This window comes from Bovifimicola ammoniilytica, from assembly GCF_025567085.1.
GTDB lineage: Bacteria > Bacillota > Clostridia > Lachnospirales > Lachnospiraceae > Bovifimicola > Bovifimicola ammoniilytica.
Window position 1 is genome coordinate 24,889 of the sequence record NZ_JAOQJN010000008.1, and the last position, 19,659, is coordinate 44,547.

Genomic DNA, 19,659 nt, shown 5'->3' on the forward strand with positions numbered 1-19,659 from the left:
GACTTAAAAGTCCTCCTCTTCTTCATTTTCATCATTTACTTCTTCAACATTGAAATTAATACTGTCTATATCAAGACTCATATATGACGTTTCATAATTCTCTTTAGAATTTAAGCATCTGAGTTCCACAGGTACTTCTTTACCTATAGCTCTGGCTATCTCATCTTTAATAAGTTTAATATTATCAGGCCTGTTATCCTGTTCCCAGTCAATTGAGGAATCATATACAATGCACAAAACTGAATTCTCATCGATACTCAGTCTGTTCTTTCTTATACCTACTCCTAAATGTCCTGTTATATTTCTTGTAATACTCTGCCAGTTGTCTGCCACCTTTTTTATCTCTTCAGGTATAGCCATCTCTAACTTCTTAACTACTTTATCAGATTCATTTGAATTTTCATTTATATTTGCCTCTGGTCTGCTAGACATATTATCTATTAGTATACCATTTTCCAGTTTTTTTTCAATATTATAAACTCTGTTTTTAAGCGACTCGTAATCTACTTCCATCGCCGGCTGCATAAGTTTTATTATGCCTATCTCTATTAACACACGTTTCTGTGAGGAATATTTTATCTGATTAGTAAGTTCAGAAAGTATTCTTATATAACGCATTATGGTATCCACATCCAGCATACCTGCTTCTTCCTTTAATGCTTCTAATCTCTCACTCGACATATCGATTATCTCGTCTGCATCATCAGAAGTCTTTAATAAAAGCATATTTCTTAAATACCATGTAAAATCTACTACAAATTGTGATAAATCTCGTCCATAGCTAATCATTTCTTCAAGTAACTTCATGCATTCCACAGTATTTTCACTGATAACGGCTCTTAACATATTACTGAATACATCTGTATCCACCGCACCTAATATATCAAGTGTCTTATCATATGTCAGTGCCTCGCCTATACTAAATGCTTCACACTGGTCTAAGAGACTTAGCGCATCTCTAAGTGAACCATCGGCAGTTTTCGCAATAAAGCGGAGGGCTTTGTCCTCGACCTCCATATGCTCAATATCTGCAAGCTCTTTTAATCTGTCTTTGATTACATCTACGGAAATATGTTTAAAATCATATCTCTGACATCTCGAAAGTATGGTTATCGGTATCTTATGCGCTTCTGTAGTAGCTAATATAAATATAACATATTCAGGTGGTTCCTCTAATGTTTTTAACAACGCATTAAACGCACTTGTTGATAACATATGAACCTCATCTACTATATATACCTTATATCTTCCCTCTGTCGGACGATACTGTACTTCGTCCACAATCTGTCTGATATTCTCAACACCATTATTCGATGCCGCATCCATTTCGATAACATTCATAGAGATTCCAGCACTGATTGCCTTACATGTAGGACATTCATTACATGGATTACCATTTACAGGGTGTTCACAATTCACTGCCTTGGCAAATATTTTAGCAACAGTAGTCTTACCTGTTCCTCTTGTTCCACAGAATAAATATGCATGTCCTATTCTTCCCGATACAATCTGATTACTTAATGTTGTTGTAATATGCTCCTGACCTTTAACATCATTATAGTTATCTGGTCTGAATTTTCTATATAAAGCTGTATAAGACATTTTTAATTAATCTCCAAAACTAATTCCTATTAATTTAGCCTCTTTGATAACAGACGAATCAGGATTAACACCTTTTAATCTGCCTGCCACTTCTTCAAGAGGTACTTTGATGATTTCACCATCGTGCATTCCAACCATATATCCATATTCTTTATTAAGGATAAGTCTGGCTGCTGCCGCACCGAATCTTGTAGAAAGAACTCTGTCATATGGACAAGGACTACCACCTCTCTGTGTGTGTCCCGGAATTGTAACTCTTATCTCATGACCTGTTTTCGCCTGAATCTGCGCTCCTAATTCATATGAAATAGATGGATATGGCGAATTAGCTTTCTTCTCTTTAAGTTTCTTCTTAGAAAGCTTAGCATCTTCTTTAGATATCGCACCCTCTGCCACTGCAAGAATTGAAAATCTCTTGCCCTCTTTTGTTCTCTTGTCAATAGCTTCAACTACTTTGTCTATATCATATGGTATCTCAGGTAAAAGGATAATATCCGCACCGCCTGCAATTCCTGCGTGTAATGTAAGCCAGCCGACTTTATGTCCCATTACTTCCACGATAAATACACGACCATGTGATGCTGCTGTTGTGTGTATACAATCTATTGCATTAGTAGCGATGTTAACCGCACTCTGAAAACCAAATGTTATATCTGTACCATAAATATCATTATCAATTGTCTTAGGAAGTGTAACTACGTTTAATCCCTCTTCACGAAGCAGGTTAGCTGTCTTATGTGTTCCATTACCTCCAAGAATAACAAGACATTCTATCTTAAGCTTCTTATAAGTATCTTTCATGGCTTTAACTTTATCAAGTCCGTTGGCATCAGGTTCTCTCATTAACTTAAATGGCTGTCTCGATGTTCCGATAATTGTTCCACCCTCTGTTAATATTCCTGAGAAATCTTTAGGCTCTAATTTTCTGTAATTACAATACATCAGTCCCTTATAACCCTCTAAGAAACCAATTATCTCTACATCTTTCATATTCTCATAAAGTGCCTTTGCAACACCTCGCATAGAGGCATTAAGACTCTGACAGTCTCCTCCACTTGTAAGCATTCCTATTCTCATTTACGATACCACCTTTCTTATGTCTGCATTTTGTCTGTATTTCAAACTCATATAATAATATTTTACTTAAATTAGCCGATTAATTCAACTGTTTTATTAAAAATAAAGAATGTCGCTTGCGACATTCTCCGCCTGCGGCGGATTGCGATAGCAACATTTTCTGCTCCGCCGCAGTGCGATCCTCGCGGAGCGTTTTTTCTTACCAGGACAATTTCAACGAAATTTCCTAGTAAGAAAAAAAGGTATTTCTTTTCGCTAAGAAATACCTTTGATTACTCTATTATATGTATTTTATATAATCATTACACTGGCTTTACTTTACTGATACATTAAGGAATAAATGTATGCCACAAGCGGACAAACCACTAATTATATATTCTTATTAATCATTTTCTCCCACTTCGTTGTAAAGTAGAATACTATCGACATAACCGTTGCAATTGTCCATCCGATTGGCCATGAAGTCCAGATTCCCGTTGTTCCAAGTGCTGTCTTAGAAAGTACCTCTGCAAGTACAACACGTAATGTAAGGTCTGTAAATGTCGCTATCATAAATTTCTTCATAAGTCCTGCGCCACGAAGTATTCCATCTGCCACTAATTTAGCAGCTACCACGAAGTAGAATGGTGCAACAATATGTAAGAACATAACACCTACGTCCATTGCTTTTCCTGTAGGGCTGTCTAAGAAAATATAGATTAAATATTTTCCAAAGAACATATATACTATCACGATAGGAATACAAAGCATCCATACGAGCTGTAACCCTGCTTTGAAGCCCTGTCTGATTCTGTCGAATTTCTTAGCACCTAAATTCTGTGCCGTATAGTTAGACACACCATTTCCAAGGGTTGTCATTGAAGTAATAACCATATTATTTAACTTAATGGCTGCGGAATATCCCGCCATTACAGATGCTCCGAAACTGTTGATTACGCTTTGTATAATTATATTTCCAAGCGATATAAAGCTCTGCTGTAAAATACTTGGAACTGCAACGATTGCTATATGTCCAAGTAAGGTCCATGAGAATTTGTCAACTTTTCCCTGTGTCTCTATCTTTGCAAATCTTTTAAATACAACTACTATCGCAAGAATACAGCTTATGCCCTGACATAAGAATGTTGCCCATGCAACACCTGCTACTCCCATATGAAAAGCTGCTACGAATAAAATATCCACAGCTATATTCGAAACTGATGAACATGCCAAAAAGATAAATGGAGTTTTTGAATCACCTAATGCCGAGAAAATTCCCGTTGCCACATTATAATAGAACACAAATGGCAAGCCCATTATATATATATCAAGATATAATTTTGAATCAGCCATAATATGTAATGGTGTATTTATAAGTCCCAAAAGGCTTTCGCTAAATAACATTCCTATTGTCATTAATACCACACACAGAACGCCGCTGGCAATAAGTGTAGTATAAACTGCTGTCTTTAATTCCTTATATTTCTTAGCACCAAATAACTGCGATACAATTACCGAACAACCAATATTGCAGCCAAATGCAAATGCAATAAATATTAATGTTATTTCATAACTATTACCTACTGCTGCCAATGCATCATTACTAATAAATTTACCTGCTACAAAACTATCTGCAATATTATATAACTGTTGAAAAATGATACTTCCAAATAGCGGCAGGCAAAACATCCATAATACTTTATTGGGTTTACCTACTGTCAAATCTTTATTCATGACTTTTCCACTCCAATCATACTTTTTCAGGCATTTTTACCTATATATCCAGACTGGCTATATTGCCTGCATAAGGTTTGTTGATAAAATTACCACAAGCGCTAAATTCACCCAAAAAGCCAGTTAAGTCGCAAGATATTATAATTCAATTTTTATTATATAAATAATCTTTTTTTGATATGCCTTATATATGATTTTGATATGTCACGTATAACTTATAAAATTAATTTTACAACAATGTTTCAAATTAATAATGCATTTTTAATAATTTTCTTTCACAATACCAGCAACCATTAAGTCTACAATATTTCCATTTAATGATGCATTTTCAGGTCATCTTTCAGAATACGTTCCATATTAGCCGCTTCTTCTTTAATATTATGTAAATCTGAACGTATGGCTGCTTTTTCTTCCTTAAGTTCAGGATTCTCAACTATCTCTTCTTTAATAAACATAAACATAAAACTTATAAGAAGAATTGCACACGATATCCAGATAGTTCTCATACCCAATTCAGAAATCAATAACCCTCCTAAGCCTGCACCAAAGGCAAACATAAATATTATTCCAAGATAACAAAATGCTTTCTTAAGTATCCTTTTATCATGAGTTCTTTCATATGCACAAAATGATTCCATTTCGCTTCTCATATTTCCTATACACATTGTGCTTGCAAATGCATATCCGTTTACTTTCCTGAACGCCTGCACTTGCATCGCGCATGCAAACGATACCATTGCATTAGCGAGCATATTCCATTTTTCCGGCAGGAAACCCACTATAAACAGAAGAAAAATTTCTGCGATAAGTACCAGTTGTCTCCAGTGAATCTTCTGAAGAAGCCTGTATTTCTGTCGTATACATTCTGCCACAGCAACCCCCAGAGCAAAGAAAATAACAGGAATAAAATAATGTATCGATAATTTTAAGTTTCCTGCTATTATATTCTGACTAAACAACACAATATTTCCGGTCTGTGCATTTGCGAATACTTTCCCTCTCGAAATATAAGTATAGGCGTCCTGCAGACCGCCTGACACTGACAAAAAAGCTGCTATTAAAAACGATTCTGACATTTGACCATGAATTTTATGTTTCATAAAGATTACCTCCTTGCATTACGTTTTTAATACTTTTTCCTTATCCTGAAAACAATTTCAGGCATTTTATATGCTCTGCATTACACTTTTAATACTTTTTCCCTTGTCAACGGGTCAATAAGTTCTAACAAAGCCATAATTACCGCCATTCGAATGTATTTACCATTCTGTACCTGCTCGAAATATGCGGCACGTTTATCATTATCTACGTCGATTGATATTTCATCAACCCTTGGCAACGGATGTAATACCGGCATATCAGATTTAGCTAATTCAAGCATTTTTGCATTTAACATATATATTCCTTTTAAACGGATATATTCGTCTTCGTTAAAAAAACGCTCTTTTTGTACTCTTGTCATATAAAGTACATCTAAATCCGGTAATACCTTTTCTAAACTCCTTACCTCTTTATAAAATATATGATTAGGTTCTAACGTATCTTCTTTAAGATAAGTCGGAATACTTAACTCTTCCGGTGATATAAAGTAAAATTTATTATCAGGATAACGTACTAAACTATTTACAAGTGAATGAACAGTTCTTCCAAATTTCAAATCACCACAGAAGCCTATCGTAAGATTATCTAATCTTCCCTTACGTTCACGAATTGTCAGCAAATCTATTAAAGTCTGTGTCGGATGACTATGACCGCCATCGCCAGCATTAACAACAGGAACTTTTGCAAACATTGATGCTCTTAATGGTGCTCCCTCTTTTGGATGGCGCATTGCAATAATATCTGCATAACAGCTTACAACTCTTGCAGTATCTGCTATCGTTTCGCCCTTCGTTGCACTCGACTGCTCTGCTCCTGCAAAGCCTAATGTCTTGCCGCCAAGACTTAACATAGCTGCTTCAAAGGAAAGCCTTGTTCTTGTACTTGGTTCATAAAACAATGTAGCTAATTTCTTTCCGTCTGCAATATGCATATATGCAGACTGATTGTCCTTAATTCGTTTTGCCAAATCTAATATTTCTTTAGTTTCCTCCAACGTAAAATCTAAAGGGTCAATCAAATGCCTCATAGTTTTTCTCCTTTTCCTTGTACTTTACACTAAAAAATATTATACTATGGATATAGATATATGTAAAAGGTATTATTGATATATGTATAATCATTTTTTGATATATATAACTATAGTAGTTCCTATATTATAATATTGATAATTTTTTAGTTGTATATTTTATAGTTTACAACTTCATCTAAGCATCTATATATTAACTTCATATGGACATATATAGACTTCATCTAAGACATCTATATAAAAAGACGAAAGGATAAATTATATGTATATAAGTTACGATTATTACAGAATTTTTTATTATGTAGCAAGATATGGCAGCATTTCCAAAGCCGCCAGCGTACTAATGAACAACCAGCCTAATCTTACACGAACAATTAAGAATCTTGAGGGCGAACTTGGTTGTCCACTTTTTTCACGTACTAACAGAGGTGTAAAACTCACTCCTGAAGGAAAACGTCTATACGAGCATATTAAAATAGCATTTGAACAAATTGAAGCCGGAGAAGCAGAGATTGTTGACAGTAAAAGTCTGCAAAATGGTTCAGTATATATTTCCGCAAGTGAGGTAGCATTGCATTGCTGCCTGCTTCCAATATTCAAAAAATATCGTGCGCTCTATCCTAATATCCGTCTGCACGTAAGCAATCATTCAACTCCTCAGGCTATCGAGGCATTAAAAGAGGGGCTTGTAGATTTCGCAATCGTATCAACACCAACTGTTAAATCTACTAATTTAGAAGAGATTACTGTCAAAAAATTTCAGGAAGTATTAATTTCAAGCAACGCATATAAAGAACTTAAGAACAAAATAGTTTCCCTTGCTGATTTAACAGATTATCCTCTTATATCTCTAAGTTCACAGACTAAAACATTTGATTTCTATTCAAAATTATATGAGGGATATGGGCTTGCATATGTACCTGATATCGAAGCCGCAACTGCTGACCAGATACTTCCAATGGTCCGCTCAGACCTAGGCCTTGGCTTTGTTCCTGAAGATTTCATTAAAGGTGTAAATGATATCTTCACTGTTAAAACAACCGAAAAAATACCAATGCGTGAGATTTGTCTCATCAAGAGAAAAGGACAACTGCTAAGTATGGCAGCTAAAGAATTTGAGAAAATGATGCTCGAACCAATATAACAAAAATAAATAGGTGTAAAATAGTATGAAAAATAATGCCGATGCTGCATATACTTGTGATATTGCTACAGTCGGCTCTTATATACTTTACTTATATTATATATTATTAAATCCGTGCGTTTTGCTTTGTATACAGATCATAAGCGTTACCTCTATAGTTAACTCAGTCCAGGCTACCTTACGGCACACAGAAGGTTTTACTTAGTGCTGCTTCATTCCTGACCTGACACGATTCATAAATTCCTGTTGCGTAAGACCTAAACGTCATCGCCACTTGTAAAGGGCAGCCCTACAAGATATATCCGCGGCAAAACATCACCCCTGCTAGAGCGGATTGCAGGTACAGGGCACCGCTAACTCCCCGGCTGCACGGAAACTTTATGACTATTTAGTGCTTTTAAAGTATATCTGATATTAATTGTATTGTCAAATAAATATTTTATGAAATTAATTTTTCATCATATGCCTTTATTATCATCATACTTTTATCATATTACTTACCTTTTTATTTAATCTCCTAAACGTCTTAACTATTTTATGCCTAATCATTATTAAGTCTATGCAATCTGCATATTTTTATTATCACAGCTATTACCAGAAACATAAGACTTCCACCTGTATCTATGCACACATCTCTTATGCTTGGTCCTCTATCTGGTACAAACCTCTGGTGAAATTCATCAGATGCCGCCACAATTATACAGAATATAACTATCCACCACAGACATTTTACGTATCTTTTCTGTAATAATATCTTCTTCCATTTATCAAATGTATCCGCTAACTCTAATACTAATATTGCCAATATTCCATATTCCGTAAAATGTGCGCATTTTCTAATGATTGTATGTAATGTATCTAATTTGATAATTTGCCTTACCAAATTAACCTTATAAATCTGCCTTGTTATTCTAAGACTTAATCCTGCTGATTCTTCACCTGTTTTAGCAGACATCCCGAATATGAACACAAGCCAGATTAGAATACATATTATGAAGATTAATCTTTTGAGATATTTTGTTAAATTCATAACTAATTTCCTCTTTACACTTTTGTTAGTTGCATAATTGGTTTTTGATTTTATGTATGTTGATTATTTGTGCTTTTTGAATTTCTTAACCTCTTCTAACATTAGTAAATATGTATTTAACATACTACGATTATATAACCTATGTTTTCTTATGGCATCCTGTATACATAATAACCTCCACCATTTCCGTGATATCGTATAGTATAAAACTCCCTGATCTTTTATGTATTTCTCATTATAGCCATTATTCCAGCTAGATTCTCGTTCATTTGTCAACGTAGCAATATATTCAGGTACAGCTACTATTTTTAATCCATTTTTTAAACAAGCCGATAGAAACAAGGTGTCCTCACCATGACATCTTTCCGTTCCTCCTCCAAAACACTGATTGAAATATATACCATATTTTTTTACGCTAGACAATCTAACGGCTATTCTTGCTGTTCCATATCTAAGATAATTAAAATACCCTACTCTCTTTTTCTTAGTTATTATACTACGAGTTGTATTTTTTTCTCTAAGATTAAAAACAATAATATCTGCACTGGGATTATCATTAAATGCTTTTTCAACAATATCTTTATAATTATCCTCATATATCATATCATCATCTGCAAAAAGACATATATCTGCATTTGCACGCATAAGTGAATTATTTCTGTTAAGTCCCACTCCGCGTTCCGCAAAGTTCAAATATACTATATGCATATTATCAATCTCAAATTCATCAACTGAATTTTTACCACATTGATTTCCTATAAGTGCATCTGTTTTAATATTCATTTTTTTTATTAATGAATGATCTGATTGATTAGTAGTTGCAACCAATACTTGAACTTTCATACAGTACTCCTTTTTATAAATTATTTTTCAAATTCGTTTCTCATATTTTTTCTTTTTTATTATGCCATAGAACATATTTCCACAGGCATACCATAAAGCAATTGGTACTGACTTTCCATCACATACACGAAATAAATCATAATGACTTTTTATCTTCCTTATCAGTTTGTCATGAGATATTGATTTTTTTCTGATTCTATATTCCGCTAAACTTTCATTTAACAGATAACAATTAGCTTTTTTACATAATTGTAAAAGAATTGCATAGTCATTATTCTTTTTTATGTCTTTAATCTGAATTAATCCCATTGTCTTCGCACTATACATAAATGTCAGGCATCCCGGATATCCATAATTATACATTTTCCTTTTAGTCACAATCCTTGGTCCTGATACATAAATATTTAGTGGTTCGGAACACTCATCAATCTTCATATAATTATGATATGAAAATACCAGATTATTCTTTTGCATAAATTCAATCTGATGCTCTAATTTTTCATGTTTCCATAGGTCATCAGAATCAAGAAATGCTATCCATTCTCCTCTGGCCTCTCTTAATGCTCTGTTTCTTGTAAGAGCCGCACCAATATTTCTTGTATTTTTAAAATATCTGATTCTCTTATCATTAAATAAATCTACTATTTTATCAGTATTATCATTTGAGCAATCATCTACTATAATTAATTCCCAGTTTGTATACGTCTGGTTTATTACTGATTGTATTGATTCCTTAATAAATTTACCAGTATTCCACGACGGCATAATAATTGATACTAATCCATCTACCATAATATTTTACCCCAATACCGTTAATACGGTTTTAAACATAGTTATCAGTTCTCTAAATAAATCAAATTTCTTAATGCTTTCCAGATTATATTTCATCTTTTCCGGCAAAATCTTTTCTATATAAACTTTATCAACATCACTTACATTATCAAGCATTTTTGCCTCATCTCTGTAACGTATACTTGCCTCAGATGTTAAACCTGCTGGAAGTAATAATGTTGCCATCATTTCCGGTGTATAATGTTTTACATAATGTACGCTTTCAGGACGAACTCCCACAAATGTCATATCTCCTGCTAAAATATTGAAGAGTTGGGGTATTTCGTCTAACCTGTATTTACGCAGTTTTTTCCCAATTTTTGTTATTCTGCTATCGTCTGACACAGTAACCTGTGTACCAATTTTATCTGCATTTGCTACCATTGTACGAAATTTATATATTCTAAATTTCCTGCCATATCTTGTGATTCTTTCCTGACGATAAAATATTCCTCCTTTAGAATCAGTTATGATAAGTATAGCAATAATCACCATAATCGGAAACAAAATTCCAATCATGATAACAGATACCACGATATCAAAAAGCCTTTTTAATATCAGACTTAATTTTTTCTTTCTTAATATTTCATAATATGGTCTTACAGCTTCTGTCTGCATATATTCTGGCAATTCATTCCATTTTCGTAACATCCTGACCTCCCATTCTCTGACTTATATTTTTATACAATATATTCTCTGACTATTCTTATATATTGATTAATAACATAATCAATCTCTTCGTCTGTAAGTCTGGTATGAAGTGGCAATGTTATTTCATTCTCAAATCTTCTATATGCATTAGGATAATCTTTAATATCAAAACCAAGCTGCTTATAAGCAGTCAGCATTGGCAATGGTTTATAATGAACATTACATGCTACTCCTGCCTCTGCCATTTTAATAATAATTTCATTTCTCATATCTTGTGTAATATCAGGAATTCTTGTTATATACAAATGTCCTGACGATGTATATTCATTAGTATAATGCTTCAACACTTCAATTCCAACAGGTATAAATGCATTATCATATTTTCTTATAATTTTCTGTCTCCTTGCAAGTAAACCTTTGTAACGCTTCATCTGTGCTAAGCCAATTCCTGCTGCTACATCTGTCATATTACATTTATACCATGGACCAATAATATCATATTCCCATGCTCCAAGCTGCGTTTTAGCAAATGCATCTTTTGATTGCCCATGTAATGATAATAGCTGATATTGATGGTATATTTTCTCACTATCTATACCATTTATTTCCCGCCAGGTCACAGCACCACCCTCAGCGGTAGTAAGATTCTTAACTGCATGAAAACTAAAATTCGTAAAATCAGCAATACTTCCAACCATTTTATCTTGCCATACCGCACCTAAAGCATGTGCAGCATCTGCCATAACTATAACTCTTCCAAATGCTTTTTGAAGTTCATTTTCAGGTTGAAATAATTCTTTTTTACTTTCTACAATTTCATATATTCTGTTATAATCGCAAGGTATTCCTCCAATATCTACCGGAATAATTACCTTTGTTCTCTCTGTAATTGCCTCAGCTAATTTATCATAATCCATTTCCAGTGAGTCTTCCTGTGTATCAATTAACACAAGTTTTGCTCCTACATGGCAGACTACCGATGCACTCGCAGTATATGTATATGCGCTTGTAATTACTTCATCACCGTCTTTTATACCTAACAGTCTCAATGTCATTTCTGCACATGACGTCTGCGAATTCAGACAGACTGCACGATTAACACCACATAAACTAGCTACTTCTCTTTCTAATTCTTTTGTCCTTGGACCTGTTGTAATCCAGCCTGATTTTAACGCCTCAGTAACCTGAATAATTTCTTCTTCAGTAATATCAGGTGGTGAAAACGGAATTTTCATACTAATCCTCATTTCTGAGCGACTTATTGCGAAGAGACGATGAGAAATTCACACAAGCGATTTCTCATCTGCCATAAAAACTATTTACTTTCGCTCCTAAGCAAATAGCTGTGTGAAAAATAATTGCATCAGCATTATTTTTCATACTAGCCTCCATTTCTTTACTATCTTATATTTTATTTTCTGATATTTCATTCAAGGCTATATTATTTACTTCTTCCGGGCTTCTAAATGTAGATACTGTCTTTCTCAATGCTTCCCTTGCCTTAGAATCATCTCCCGAATCACAGGCTTCTTTTAGAATCATAAGCCGGCTTCTAATTTCTTCTTCACTTAAAGCTGTATCTCTTTCTATAAAAATCAAACTGTTTGGAGTTCTGTCTAATGTCTCAGTTTTTACTAACAATTCTTCGTATAACTTTTCTCCCGGTCTAAGTCCTGTCTCTACTATCTCTATTCCCTTAACACCTGATAATCTAATCATATTTTCTGCCAAATCATAGATTTTGACCGGTTTTCCCATATCCAGGACAAAAAGTTCACCATTATCTGCCATAGCACCGCTTTGAAGTACCAATTGTGATGCTTCCGGAATAGTCATAAAATACCTTATTATTCGCTTATCTGTTATCGTTACAGGACCACCATTTGCTATCTGCTTTTTGAATAATGGAATAACTGAACCGGCACTGCCTAGTACATTTCCAAATCGTGTTGCACTATATTTGACTTTTCCATATGTACTTGCACTTTGCACTATCATTTCACACATTCTCTTAGTTGCCCCCATAACATTAGTGGGGTTAACAGCCTTGTCCGTTGATACCATCATAAAGCGTTCAGCACCATATTTCTCACAGAGATCTGCAACTATCTTTGTTCCAAAAACATTATTTTCAATAGCTTCTATGCAGTTATGTTCCATAAGTGGTACATGCTTATGTGCTGCTGCATTAATTACTATCTGTGGATGGTACATTTCAAATACTCTTTCCATTGCCCTTATATTTGTAATCGATGCAATTTCAACCTGAATATTCAATTTACCTTCATATGCTATCATTAATTCCTGTTGGATATCATATGCACCATTTTCATAAATATCCAGAATTATCATCTGTTTTGGATTCATTTTTGCTAACTGTCTGCACAACTCTGAGCCAATAGAACCTCCGCCTCCGGTAATTAAGACAACCTTATTTCTATAGTACTCATTTGTATGTTCATCAGCTACTACCAATGGTTTTCTGAACAACAAATCTTCCGCATCAAATTCTCTTAAATGTCTCTTAACTCCTGCTGTATAAACTGTCGGATAATCATAGACCTTAACTTTATATCCTGCCTGTTTATAATATTCATATAATTCTTTCTTCTTATCTGCCTCAAGTGATGGAATTGCAAGTACAATTTCCTGAACCTCATATTCACCTAATTTTCTAAATGTTGCCTCTTCAACAGACCACACCGGAATACCATGTATCTCACGTCCAATTTTCTCTTCACTGATATCTATAAAACATCTTGGAATATATGCTGATTCTTCACTGTTAATAAGCTCTTCTGCAAAGCCTACTCCCACACGTCCTGCTCCAATAATAGCTATTTTTATTCTTTGGACTTCTTTATCAGTAACAGCCTTTATCCCAGAAAACATATACAGAATTTCAGACAGAATCTTTCCCTTTACTGTTTCCTGATTACCGCATTTATAAGCATATCTGTACATCATTCGCAATGCCAATGCGCCCAGGAGATTAATACAACTTAAACTGAGTGTTCTTGCAAATGTAATCTGTTGTATAGGCAGATTGAACGCCATTGTTAAATAAATTATAAATGCAATTCCATCTGCAAAAAGCAGACGGATATAACACTGAATACCTCCATATCTCCATATCTGTCCATATACATTACCCAATAGCCTTATTAAAAATATTATGCTTACTGATAAAACAGCCTGCTGAATCATTCCAATAATTGAAAGTTTATCGTCCCCCTCATAAAGTACCAGCAGTAAAATTGCTGCTACCAGATATACAAGCAAGTCATATAAAACTAACAACCATTTAATATGATGTTTTTTATATCTTTTCACTTCGATATGTACCTCACTACTTACATTTTCTTTATGATATCAGTTAATAAATATTTGAATAACATATTCTTAACGTATCTTTATCTTATCATTACTCATAAATATTTTATTTGCATATTTAATATACTTCCTCAATTCTCCTCTGTACGTTTTGTCAGCAATTGAACGTAGAATAAACACAGAAGTATTCTGTAAATACACATAAATTCTTTCGAATATATTTATTTTAACATAATATCGTAAATAATAAAATGCACTTATATACAAATAAAGACTTTGAAAGCCTTTTCCTCTCTTTGATGTTGACTTTCCGTTGTAATGAGTTACACTAGCTTCCGGAATATAACAGACTTTTTTATGCATTTTCTGCAGCTTATATGCAATTATCCATTCTTCACAATACAGAAATACGTTTTCATCAAAATATCCAATCCTCTTAAATATTTTAGAATCTATCATAAAACAGCAGCCACTAAGCATTCCATAAAATTCAAATTTGTCTTTCGTATATGGATATTCTGTAGCAAATCTGTTACTCTTATTTCTTAAATAATACAACGGCTTCTTAGAACACATATATAGCATAAAATCATATGTTTTTCTTAATAATTGAGTTTCATTTCCATTATAGTCATGAACTGATGGTCCTGTCACTGCAACATCTTTAGAAATATTTTCGCTCATTAATTTTAATGCATTGTTATTAAATATAACATCACTGTTAACAATACATATTCTATCATATTTTTCTGTATCTAATTGCTTGCATATGTAATTATTTCCTGCAGAGTAACCTTCATTTTTCTTAGTTTTAAATACCATTACTTTATGATTTTTCTCATATTTATCCGCAAGAAATTCATATGAACCATCTTTTGAATCATTGTCTACAATAAAAACCTCATATTCAATATCTTGTGTATGTGCAATAATTGACTCTACACATTTTATAGTTTCTTCTTTAGTTTTATAATTTAAAACTATTACCGCCACCATTGTATTCTTTCACCTTTTCCTTAATAATTTTAATATTTTTTGTATCTTTTATTTATTCTATTAATACAATTTATTGCAGTTGTAATCCCCTTTTCTTTGCATACCCTGCTAAATGTACAAAATTCATAAATTTCCTTTTGAGGATATATTATATCATTTTCATTAATGCATTTTATTTTTTTGAAATTTGGTAATACTTCCGCGTTTTTTATTCCTATTCTCATATTCATACCTTTCTAATACTAACTTCTTTTCTATCTATTCCCATAATCTCCGTTAAATAATTATATTCCGCTTCAACATAATGTTTTCTCTTACTCCAAATTATTTCATATATAAAATAATAATATTTAGATGGGCATTTTAGTAATAGCCAAAAGAACTTAATAAGTCCGCCTTTTCCACTAATCTCTTTAAGTTTCTTTGATTTCATTACAACTTTATTATCCAAATAATTCTTATATAATATTTCATATAGTTTTTCCCTGTCTTTGTCTATTAACAGTTCCCACTTTCTGTTCTTAGATGTAGATATTCCACCTCCGTATTCATACCACACAACATTTTTATTCATATGATATATGTTATGATTATCTGCTGCTGCAATATATGTCATAAAATCTTCTGCGTATATTACTCTACCATCTAACATATGTAGCAATCTGTACATATACTCTTTTTCATATACAATTCCTGCACCCACAATTCCATTCCAACATAGTAATATACTTGTCTGGACTTTTGACAGATTATATGGTTGTTTATCAAACACCTTTATATTATATGGCTTTGTATTACTATATTGTAATATCTGTTTATCTTTATAGCTAAACGGAACTACATTCCCAAAAGCAATTTTGGCAGCTCTCTTATTTACATAATCAAATATCTCTCTCAATATGTGATTATTATACAGAAAATCGCCCGGAGATATCACCTTAATATATTTTCCTGATGCATTACTTACACCATTCAATATATTAATTACAGTCCCTCTATTCTCTTCTAATTTTACAAGTCTGTAATTATAAAATTTCTTCTCTGTAAAATATTTCTCTATATTTTCGAAACAATCTTTAGTCGAACCATCATCGCATATAACTATCTCAAATTCTATATCTTTCTGATTAATTATAGAATTTAATGTATAAATAACTTTTTGTATATCCGGGTTAAATTGAGCTACTAATACAGTAATATCCATTTTCATAATTCCTCGTGTTCCATATAACTAATTAGTTTATTACTTCTATGCATCAAATCTATTTAACATATCTATCACATATTCTATCTGTTTTTCGCTTATTCCATAATACATAGGAATACTAAGTATTGTATCACTTATACGCTCAGATATTTCGTATGTTTCTTTACTGATTTCTGAATTTCTATATGCTTCCTGTTTATGTATAGGTATTGGATAATGCTTTACTGTTCCAATTCCATTTTCATTAAGATATTTCTCTAATTCATCTCGTTTTTCGCATCGAATTGCAAAAATATGATAAATATGCTTATATTCATCATTTGATTTTAATGGCATTATTATCTTATCGTTATTAATTCCATCTAAATATTTTTGTGCCACATTTCTTCTAAACTGATTCCATTTATCTAAATACTTTAACTTAACTGATAAAAAACCTGCCTGCAATTCATCTAACCTGCTATTATTACCAAGATAAATGTGGTGATATTTATAATCTGAACCATAATTACCAATAGCCCTGCATTTATCAGCTAATTCTTTATTATTGGTAACTATACAGCCACCATCTCCTAATGCTCCAAGATTCTTTCCCGGATAAAAGCTAAATGCTGCAGCCATCGACATATTTCCAGCTTTCACACCTTTATATGTTGCTCCATGAGCCTGTGCTGCATCTTCTATTATATATAATCCATATTTCCGTCCAATAGCACATATCTTGTCCATATCAGCCATTCTTCCCTGTAAATGAACAGCAATGATTGCCTTGGTCTTTTTTGTTATCTTCTCTTCTATTAAATTACAATCAATATTATATGTTGTAATATCAGGCTCAACCATAACAACATCGGCTCCTGCATAAGTAACCGCTAAAGCTGTAGCAATATAGGTATTTGATGGAATTATTACTTCATCTCCTTTACCTATTCCTAATGCCTTTAATATAATATATATAGAGTCTAATCCTGTTCCTGTTCCAACACAATATTGCGTTCCACAATATTCACTGAAGTCATGCTCAAATTTTTTACAATAATTTCCATTAATAAATATATTTTTACTGTATATATCATTGAATACTTCTTTCATCTCATCTTCTATCTCATTGTGCATAGGTTCAAAAGATACAAATGGCACTTTCATGTTTGTCACCTCTTATTTATAAATTCAAGAAATTCATCATAATCTCTTATATAGTCATTATTATCGTACAATTCAGATGCCAAAACAAGTAAAACCGCATCTGGTGAGAAATCATACATCTCCCTCCAAATATCATTAGCTATGTACAATCCCTCATATGGCTTCTCCAGAGGGATAATCTTTTTCTCTGAACCGTTATCTAATAGTACCTTACAACTTCCATGTATACATACTAAAATCTGCTCAAGTGATTTGTGAGCATGAAATCCTCTATGCACACCCTCTAATGTATCATACATATAATATACTCGTTTTATTCTGAACGGTATATCCTTAAACTCCTCTAATGCCACTAATTGTCCCCTGTCATCACCATGTGGCTGAAAAACATATTTTACAACTTGCATTTTTCCTCCTTTCTAGGCATTCTTTTTCATAAGCCTTCTCCATATATATTTAAATTCATCTGTCCTTCCAAAACATATCAAAAATATTACGTTAAATCCAACAATACATATAATCATTTTTATTATAAAATATAATATTGAATCTGAAAATAGGTTACATACATTTTCTAGTGCAATATAACCTACCAATGTTATAACTACCCATGTAAAATATTTTTTAAAATATTCTATGCAGGAGGATGCAAATATAAACTTATATACCAGATATGGAACTCTCCACCATGAGGTTAATAAATTGCTTATAATTGTTCCAAGTATTACACCTGATATCCCTATTTTTTTTGCCAGAATTATTGATATAATTAAATTTAATACAGACTCTATTATTGTTCTTGCTTTATCTTTTACAAACAAACCATTACTATTTATAAATGACGAATTTATTATATTACTTAGAGTTATGTTTAAACTAATTGTAATTAATACTATTACTTTTTTAGACAAAAGTAAACTAGTATCCTGCCATATTGAATATATAAATGGATTAATTAACACACATACACATCCGGTACATAAACTATTTATCCACATATTTATAAATTGCAAATTGTTATATAAGTTACGTTTTTCATTATTATTAGCATTAATGCTATAATTTCCAATAGACGATGTTATGTTCCCCAATAGTGCATTAACAATATTATTTAGCATCGTTGTTATCATCAGGTAATTTGAATATATTCCTACTGCAATTATTCCTACATATTTTGATAAAACAAGATTATCTGTCGCCGTTAATATTACATAACCTATTCTGTGACACATCAATGCTTTTGAATCATTAACTATTTTTTTTATACTATCCCTGTCTAATTTATCCTTATTATCAAACACATCTTTATATTTTTTATATGTATACCGACTTAATATATAATTAGACGCAACAGTGATTATTATATTTATAATTAATGTAGCTATATATTCTTTTGTAATTAATAAGACTATTATCATCAATCCATACTGTACTATATTTGCAATTGAATCTGCAATAGCCTTTACATACCCTCTTTGGTCTGCTTCTAACAATGACTGTTTATATACAAAAATATAGCTTAACACATTCTGGAATACAAATAGTACATAAACAATATATATATTTACATCTTTAGGAACTTCTGACATATCTTTAATCAGAAAATTCAAAAATGGCATAATAAGTATTCCAATAAAAAATAATGATATCGCAACAACATTATAAAATTTTTTATAGAAATTCATCAACTCTGCAACTCTGTTTTCATCATTATTTTTTATTGGTTCATATAAATAATATATGATTACACTTCCTATTCCCAAATCAGCTAACGAAAAAACTACTGTTATATTAGAAAAAAGTCCTGTAATACCTAAATATTCTTTTGAAAGAACCATTACAAAAATTATTCTGTATGCAAATGCCATTATAGCTTTAATAATCTGATTGATTAAAAAACTTAATGAAATCAGCTTTACATTCTTCATTCTTGGTTGATTATTAAAATTCATTTATGT

The 19,659-nt window shown here is 32.4% G+C and carries 17 protein-coding genes and 1 other RNA gene; 1 reads left to right on the top strand and 17 read right to left on the bottom strand.

Annotated elements, in window-relative coordinates; translation table 11 throughout:
- Positions 1-3: 3 nt before the first annotated feature.
- The 5 genes from dnaX to pyrB form a co-directional block, all read right to left on the bottom strand.
- The gene (gene dnaX, locus OCV48_RS10750) at positions 4-1,602 is read right to left on the bottom strand and encodes a DNA polymerase III subunit gamma/tau (RefSeq protein WP_147591917.1); all 1,599 of its coding nucleotides are present in this window, start codon (positions 1,600-1,602) and stop codon (positions 4-6) included.
- A gap of 6 nt (positions 1,603-1,608) precedes the next feature.
- Positions 1,609-2,679, bottom strand: a complete 1,071-nt coding sequence (locus tag OCV48_RS10755) for a 6-phosphofructokinase (protein ID WP_262559657.1) — start codon at positions 2,677-2,679, stop codon at positions 1,609-1,611.
- Positions 2,680-3,048: 369 nt separating this feature from the next.
- On the bottom strand, positions 3,049-4,392 hold the full coding sequence (locus tag OCV48_RS10760) for an MATE family efflux transporter (protein ID WP_147591918.1): 1,344 nt from the start codon (positions 4,390-4,392) through the stop codon (positions 3,049-3,051).
- A gap of 314 nt (positions 4,393-4,706) precedes the next feature.
- On the bottom strand, positions 4,707-5,492 hold the full coding sequence (locus OCV48_RS10765; protein WP_147591919.1) for a YoaK family protein: 786 nt from the start codon (positions 5,490-5,492) through the stop codon (positions 4,707-4,709).
- A gap of 80 nt (positions 5,493-5,572) precedes the next feature.
- Complete coding sequence (gene pyrB / locus OCV48_RS10770) at positions 5,573-6,520, bottom strand: aspartate carbamoyltransferase (RefSeq protein WP_021982264.1); 948 nt, start codon at positions 6,518-6,520, stop codon at positions 5,573-5,575.
- Between the two features lie 262 nt (positions 6,521-6,782).
- On the opposite strand from pyrB, the gene OCV48_RS10775 reads away from it, so the two are divergent.
- A complete protein-coding gene (locus OCV48_RS10775; protein WP_021982263.1) occupies positions 6,783-7,664 on the top strand; it encodes a LysR family transcriptional regulator in 882 nt (293 codons plus the stop codon).
- 112 nt (positions 7,665-7,776) lie between these two features.
- On the opposite strand, the gene ffs is transcribed toward OCV48_RS10775, so the two are convergent.
- From ffs to OCV48_RS10835, 12 genes are all read right to left on the bottom strand, one after another.
- Positions 7,777-8,037: signal recognition particle sRNA large type (ffs, locus tag OCV48_RS10780), an RNA gene on the bottom strand.
- A gap of 168 nt (positions 8,038-8,205) precedes the next feature.
- Positions 8,206-8,694, bottom strand: coding sequence for a VanZ family protein (locus OCV48_RS10785; protein WP_147591920.1), 489 nt, complete (start codon positions 8,692-8,694; stop codon positions 8,206-8,208).
- A gap of 63 nt (positions 8,695-8,757) precedes the next feature.
- A complete protein-coding gene (locus OCV48_RS10790) occupies positions 8,758-9,537 on the bottom strand; it encodes a glycosyltransferase family A protein (protein ID WP_147591921.1) in 780 nt (259 codons plus the stop codon).
- A 27-nt stretch (positions 9,538-9,564) separates the two neighbouring features.
- Positions 9,565-10,329: a glycosyltransferase family 2 protein gene (locus OCV48_RS10795; protein ID WP_147591922.1), complete on the bottom strand. Its 765-nt coding sequence runs from the start codon at positions 10,327-10,329 to the stop codon at positions 9,565-9,567.
- A gap of 6 nt (positions 10,330-10,335) precedes the next feature.
- Positions 10,336-11,019, bottom strand: a complete 684-nt coding sequence (locus tag OCV48_RS10800) for a sugar transferase (RefSeq protein ID WP_021982259.1) — start codon at positions 11,017-11,019, stop codon at positions 10,336-10,338.
- A gap of 29 nt (positions 11,020-11,048) precedes the next feature.
- Positions 11,049-12,254 (bottom strand): DegT/DnrJ/EryC1/StrS family aminotransferase, encoded by a 1,206-nt coding sequence (locus OCV48_RS10805; protein ID WP_021982258.1) that lies wholly within the window; start codon positions 12,252-12,254, stop codon positions 11,049-11,051.
- A gap of 169 nt (positions 12,255-12,423) precedes the next feature.
- Entirely contained in the window at positions 12,424-14,352 is a 1,929-nt protein-coding gene (locus OCV48_RS10810) for a polysaccharide biosynthesis protein (RefSeq protein WP_021982257.1), read from the bottom strand.
- A gap of 69 nt (positions 14,353-14,421) precedes the next feature.
- Positions 14,422-15,348 (bottom strand): glycosyltransferase family 2 protein, encoded by a 927-nt coding sequence (locus tag OCV48_RS10815; RefSeq protein ID WP_021982256.1) that lies wholly within the window; start codon positions 15,346-15,348, stop codon positions 14,422-14,424.
- A 226-nt stretch (positions 15,349-15,574) separates the two neighbouring features.
- Positions 15,575-16,558 carry a glycosyltransferase gene (locus OCV48_RS10820; protein WP_147591924.1) on the bottom strand — a complete coding sequence of 328 codons (984 nt, stop codon included), beginning with the start codon at positions 16,556-16,558 and terminating at the stop codon, positions 15,575-15,577.
- A gap of 39 nt (positions 16,559-16,597) precedes the next feature.
- Positions 16,598-17,701, bottom strand: a complete 1,104-nt coding sequence (locus OCV48_RS10825; RefSeq protein WP_021982253.1) for a DegT/DnrJ/EryC1/StrS family aminotransferase — start codon at positions 17,699-17,701, stop codon at positions 16,598-16,600.
- Positions 17,702-17,706: 5 nt separating this feature from the next.
- Positions 17,707-18,108, bottom strand: coding sequence for a sugar 3,4-ketoisomerase (locus OCV48_RS10830; protein ID WP_021982252.1), 402 nt, complete (start codon positions 18,106-18,108; stop codon positions 17,707-17,709).
- A 12-nt stretch (positions 18,109-18,120) separates the two neighbouring features.
- Positions 18,121-19,653, bottom strand: a complete 1,533-nt coding sequence (locus OCV48_RS10835) for a lipopolysaccharide biosynthesis protein (RefSeq protein ID WP_021982251.1) — start codon at positions 19,651-19,653, stop codon at positions 18,121-18,123.
- Positions 19,654-19,659 lie beyond the last annotated feature (6 nt).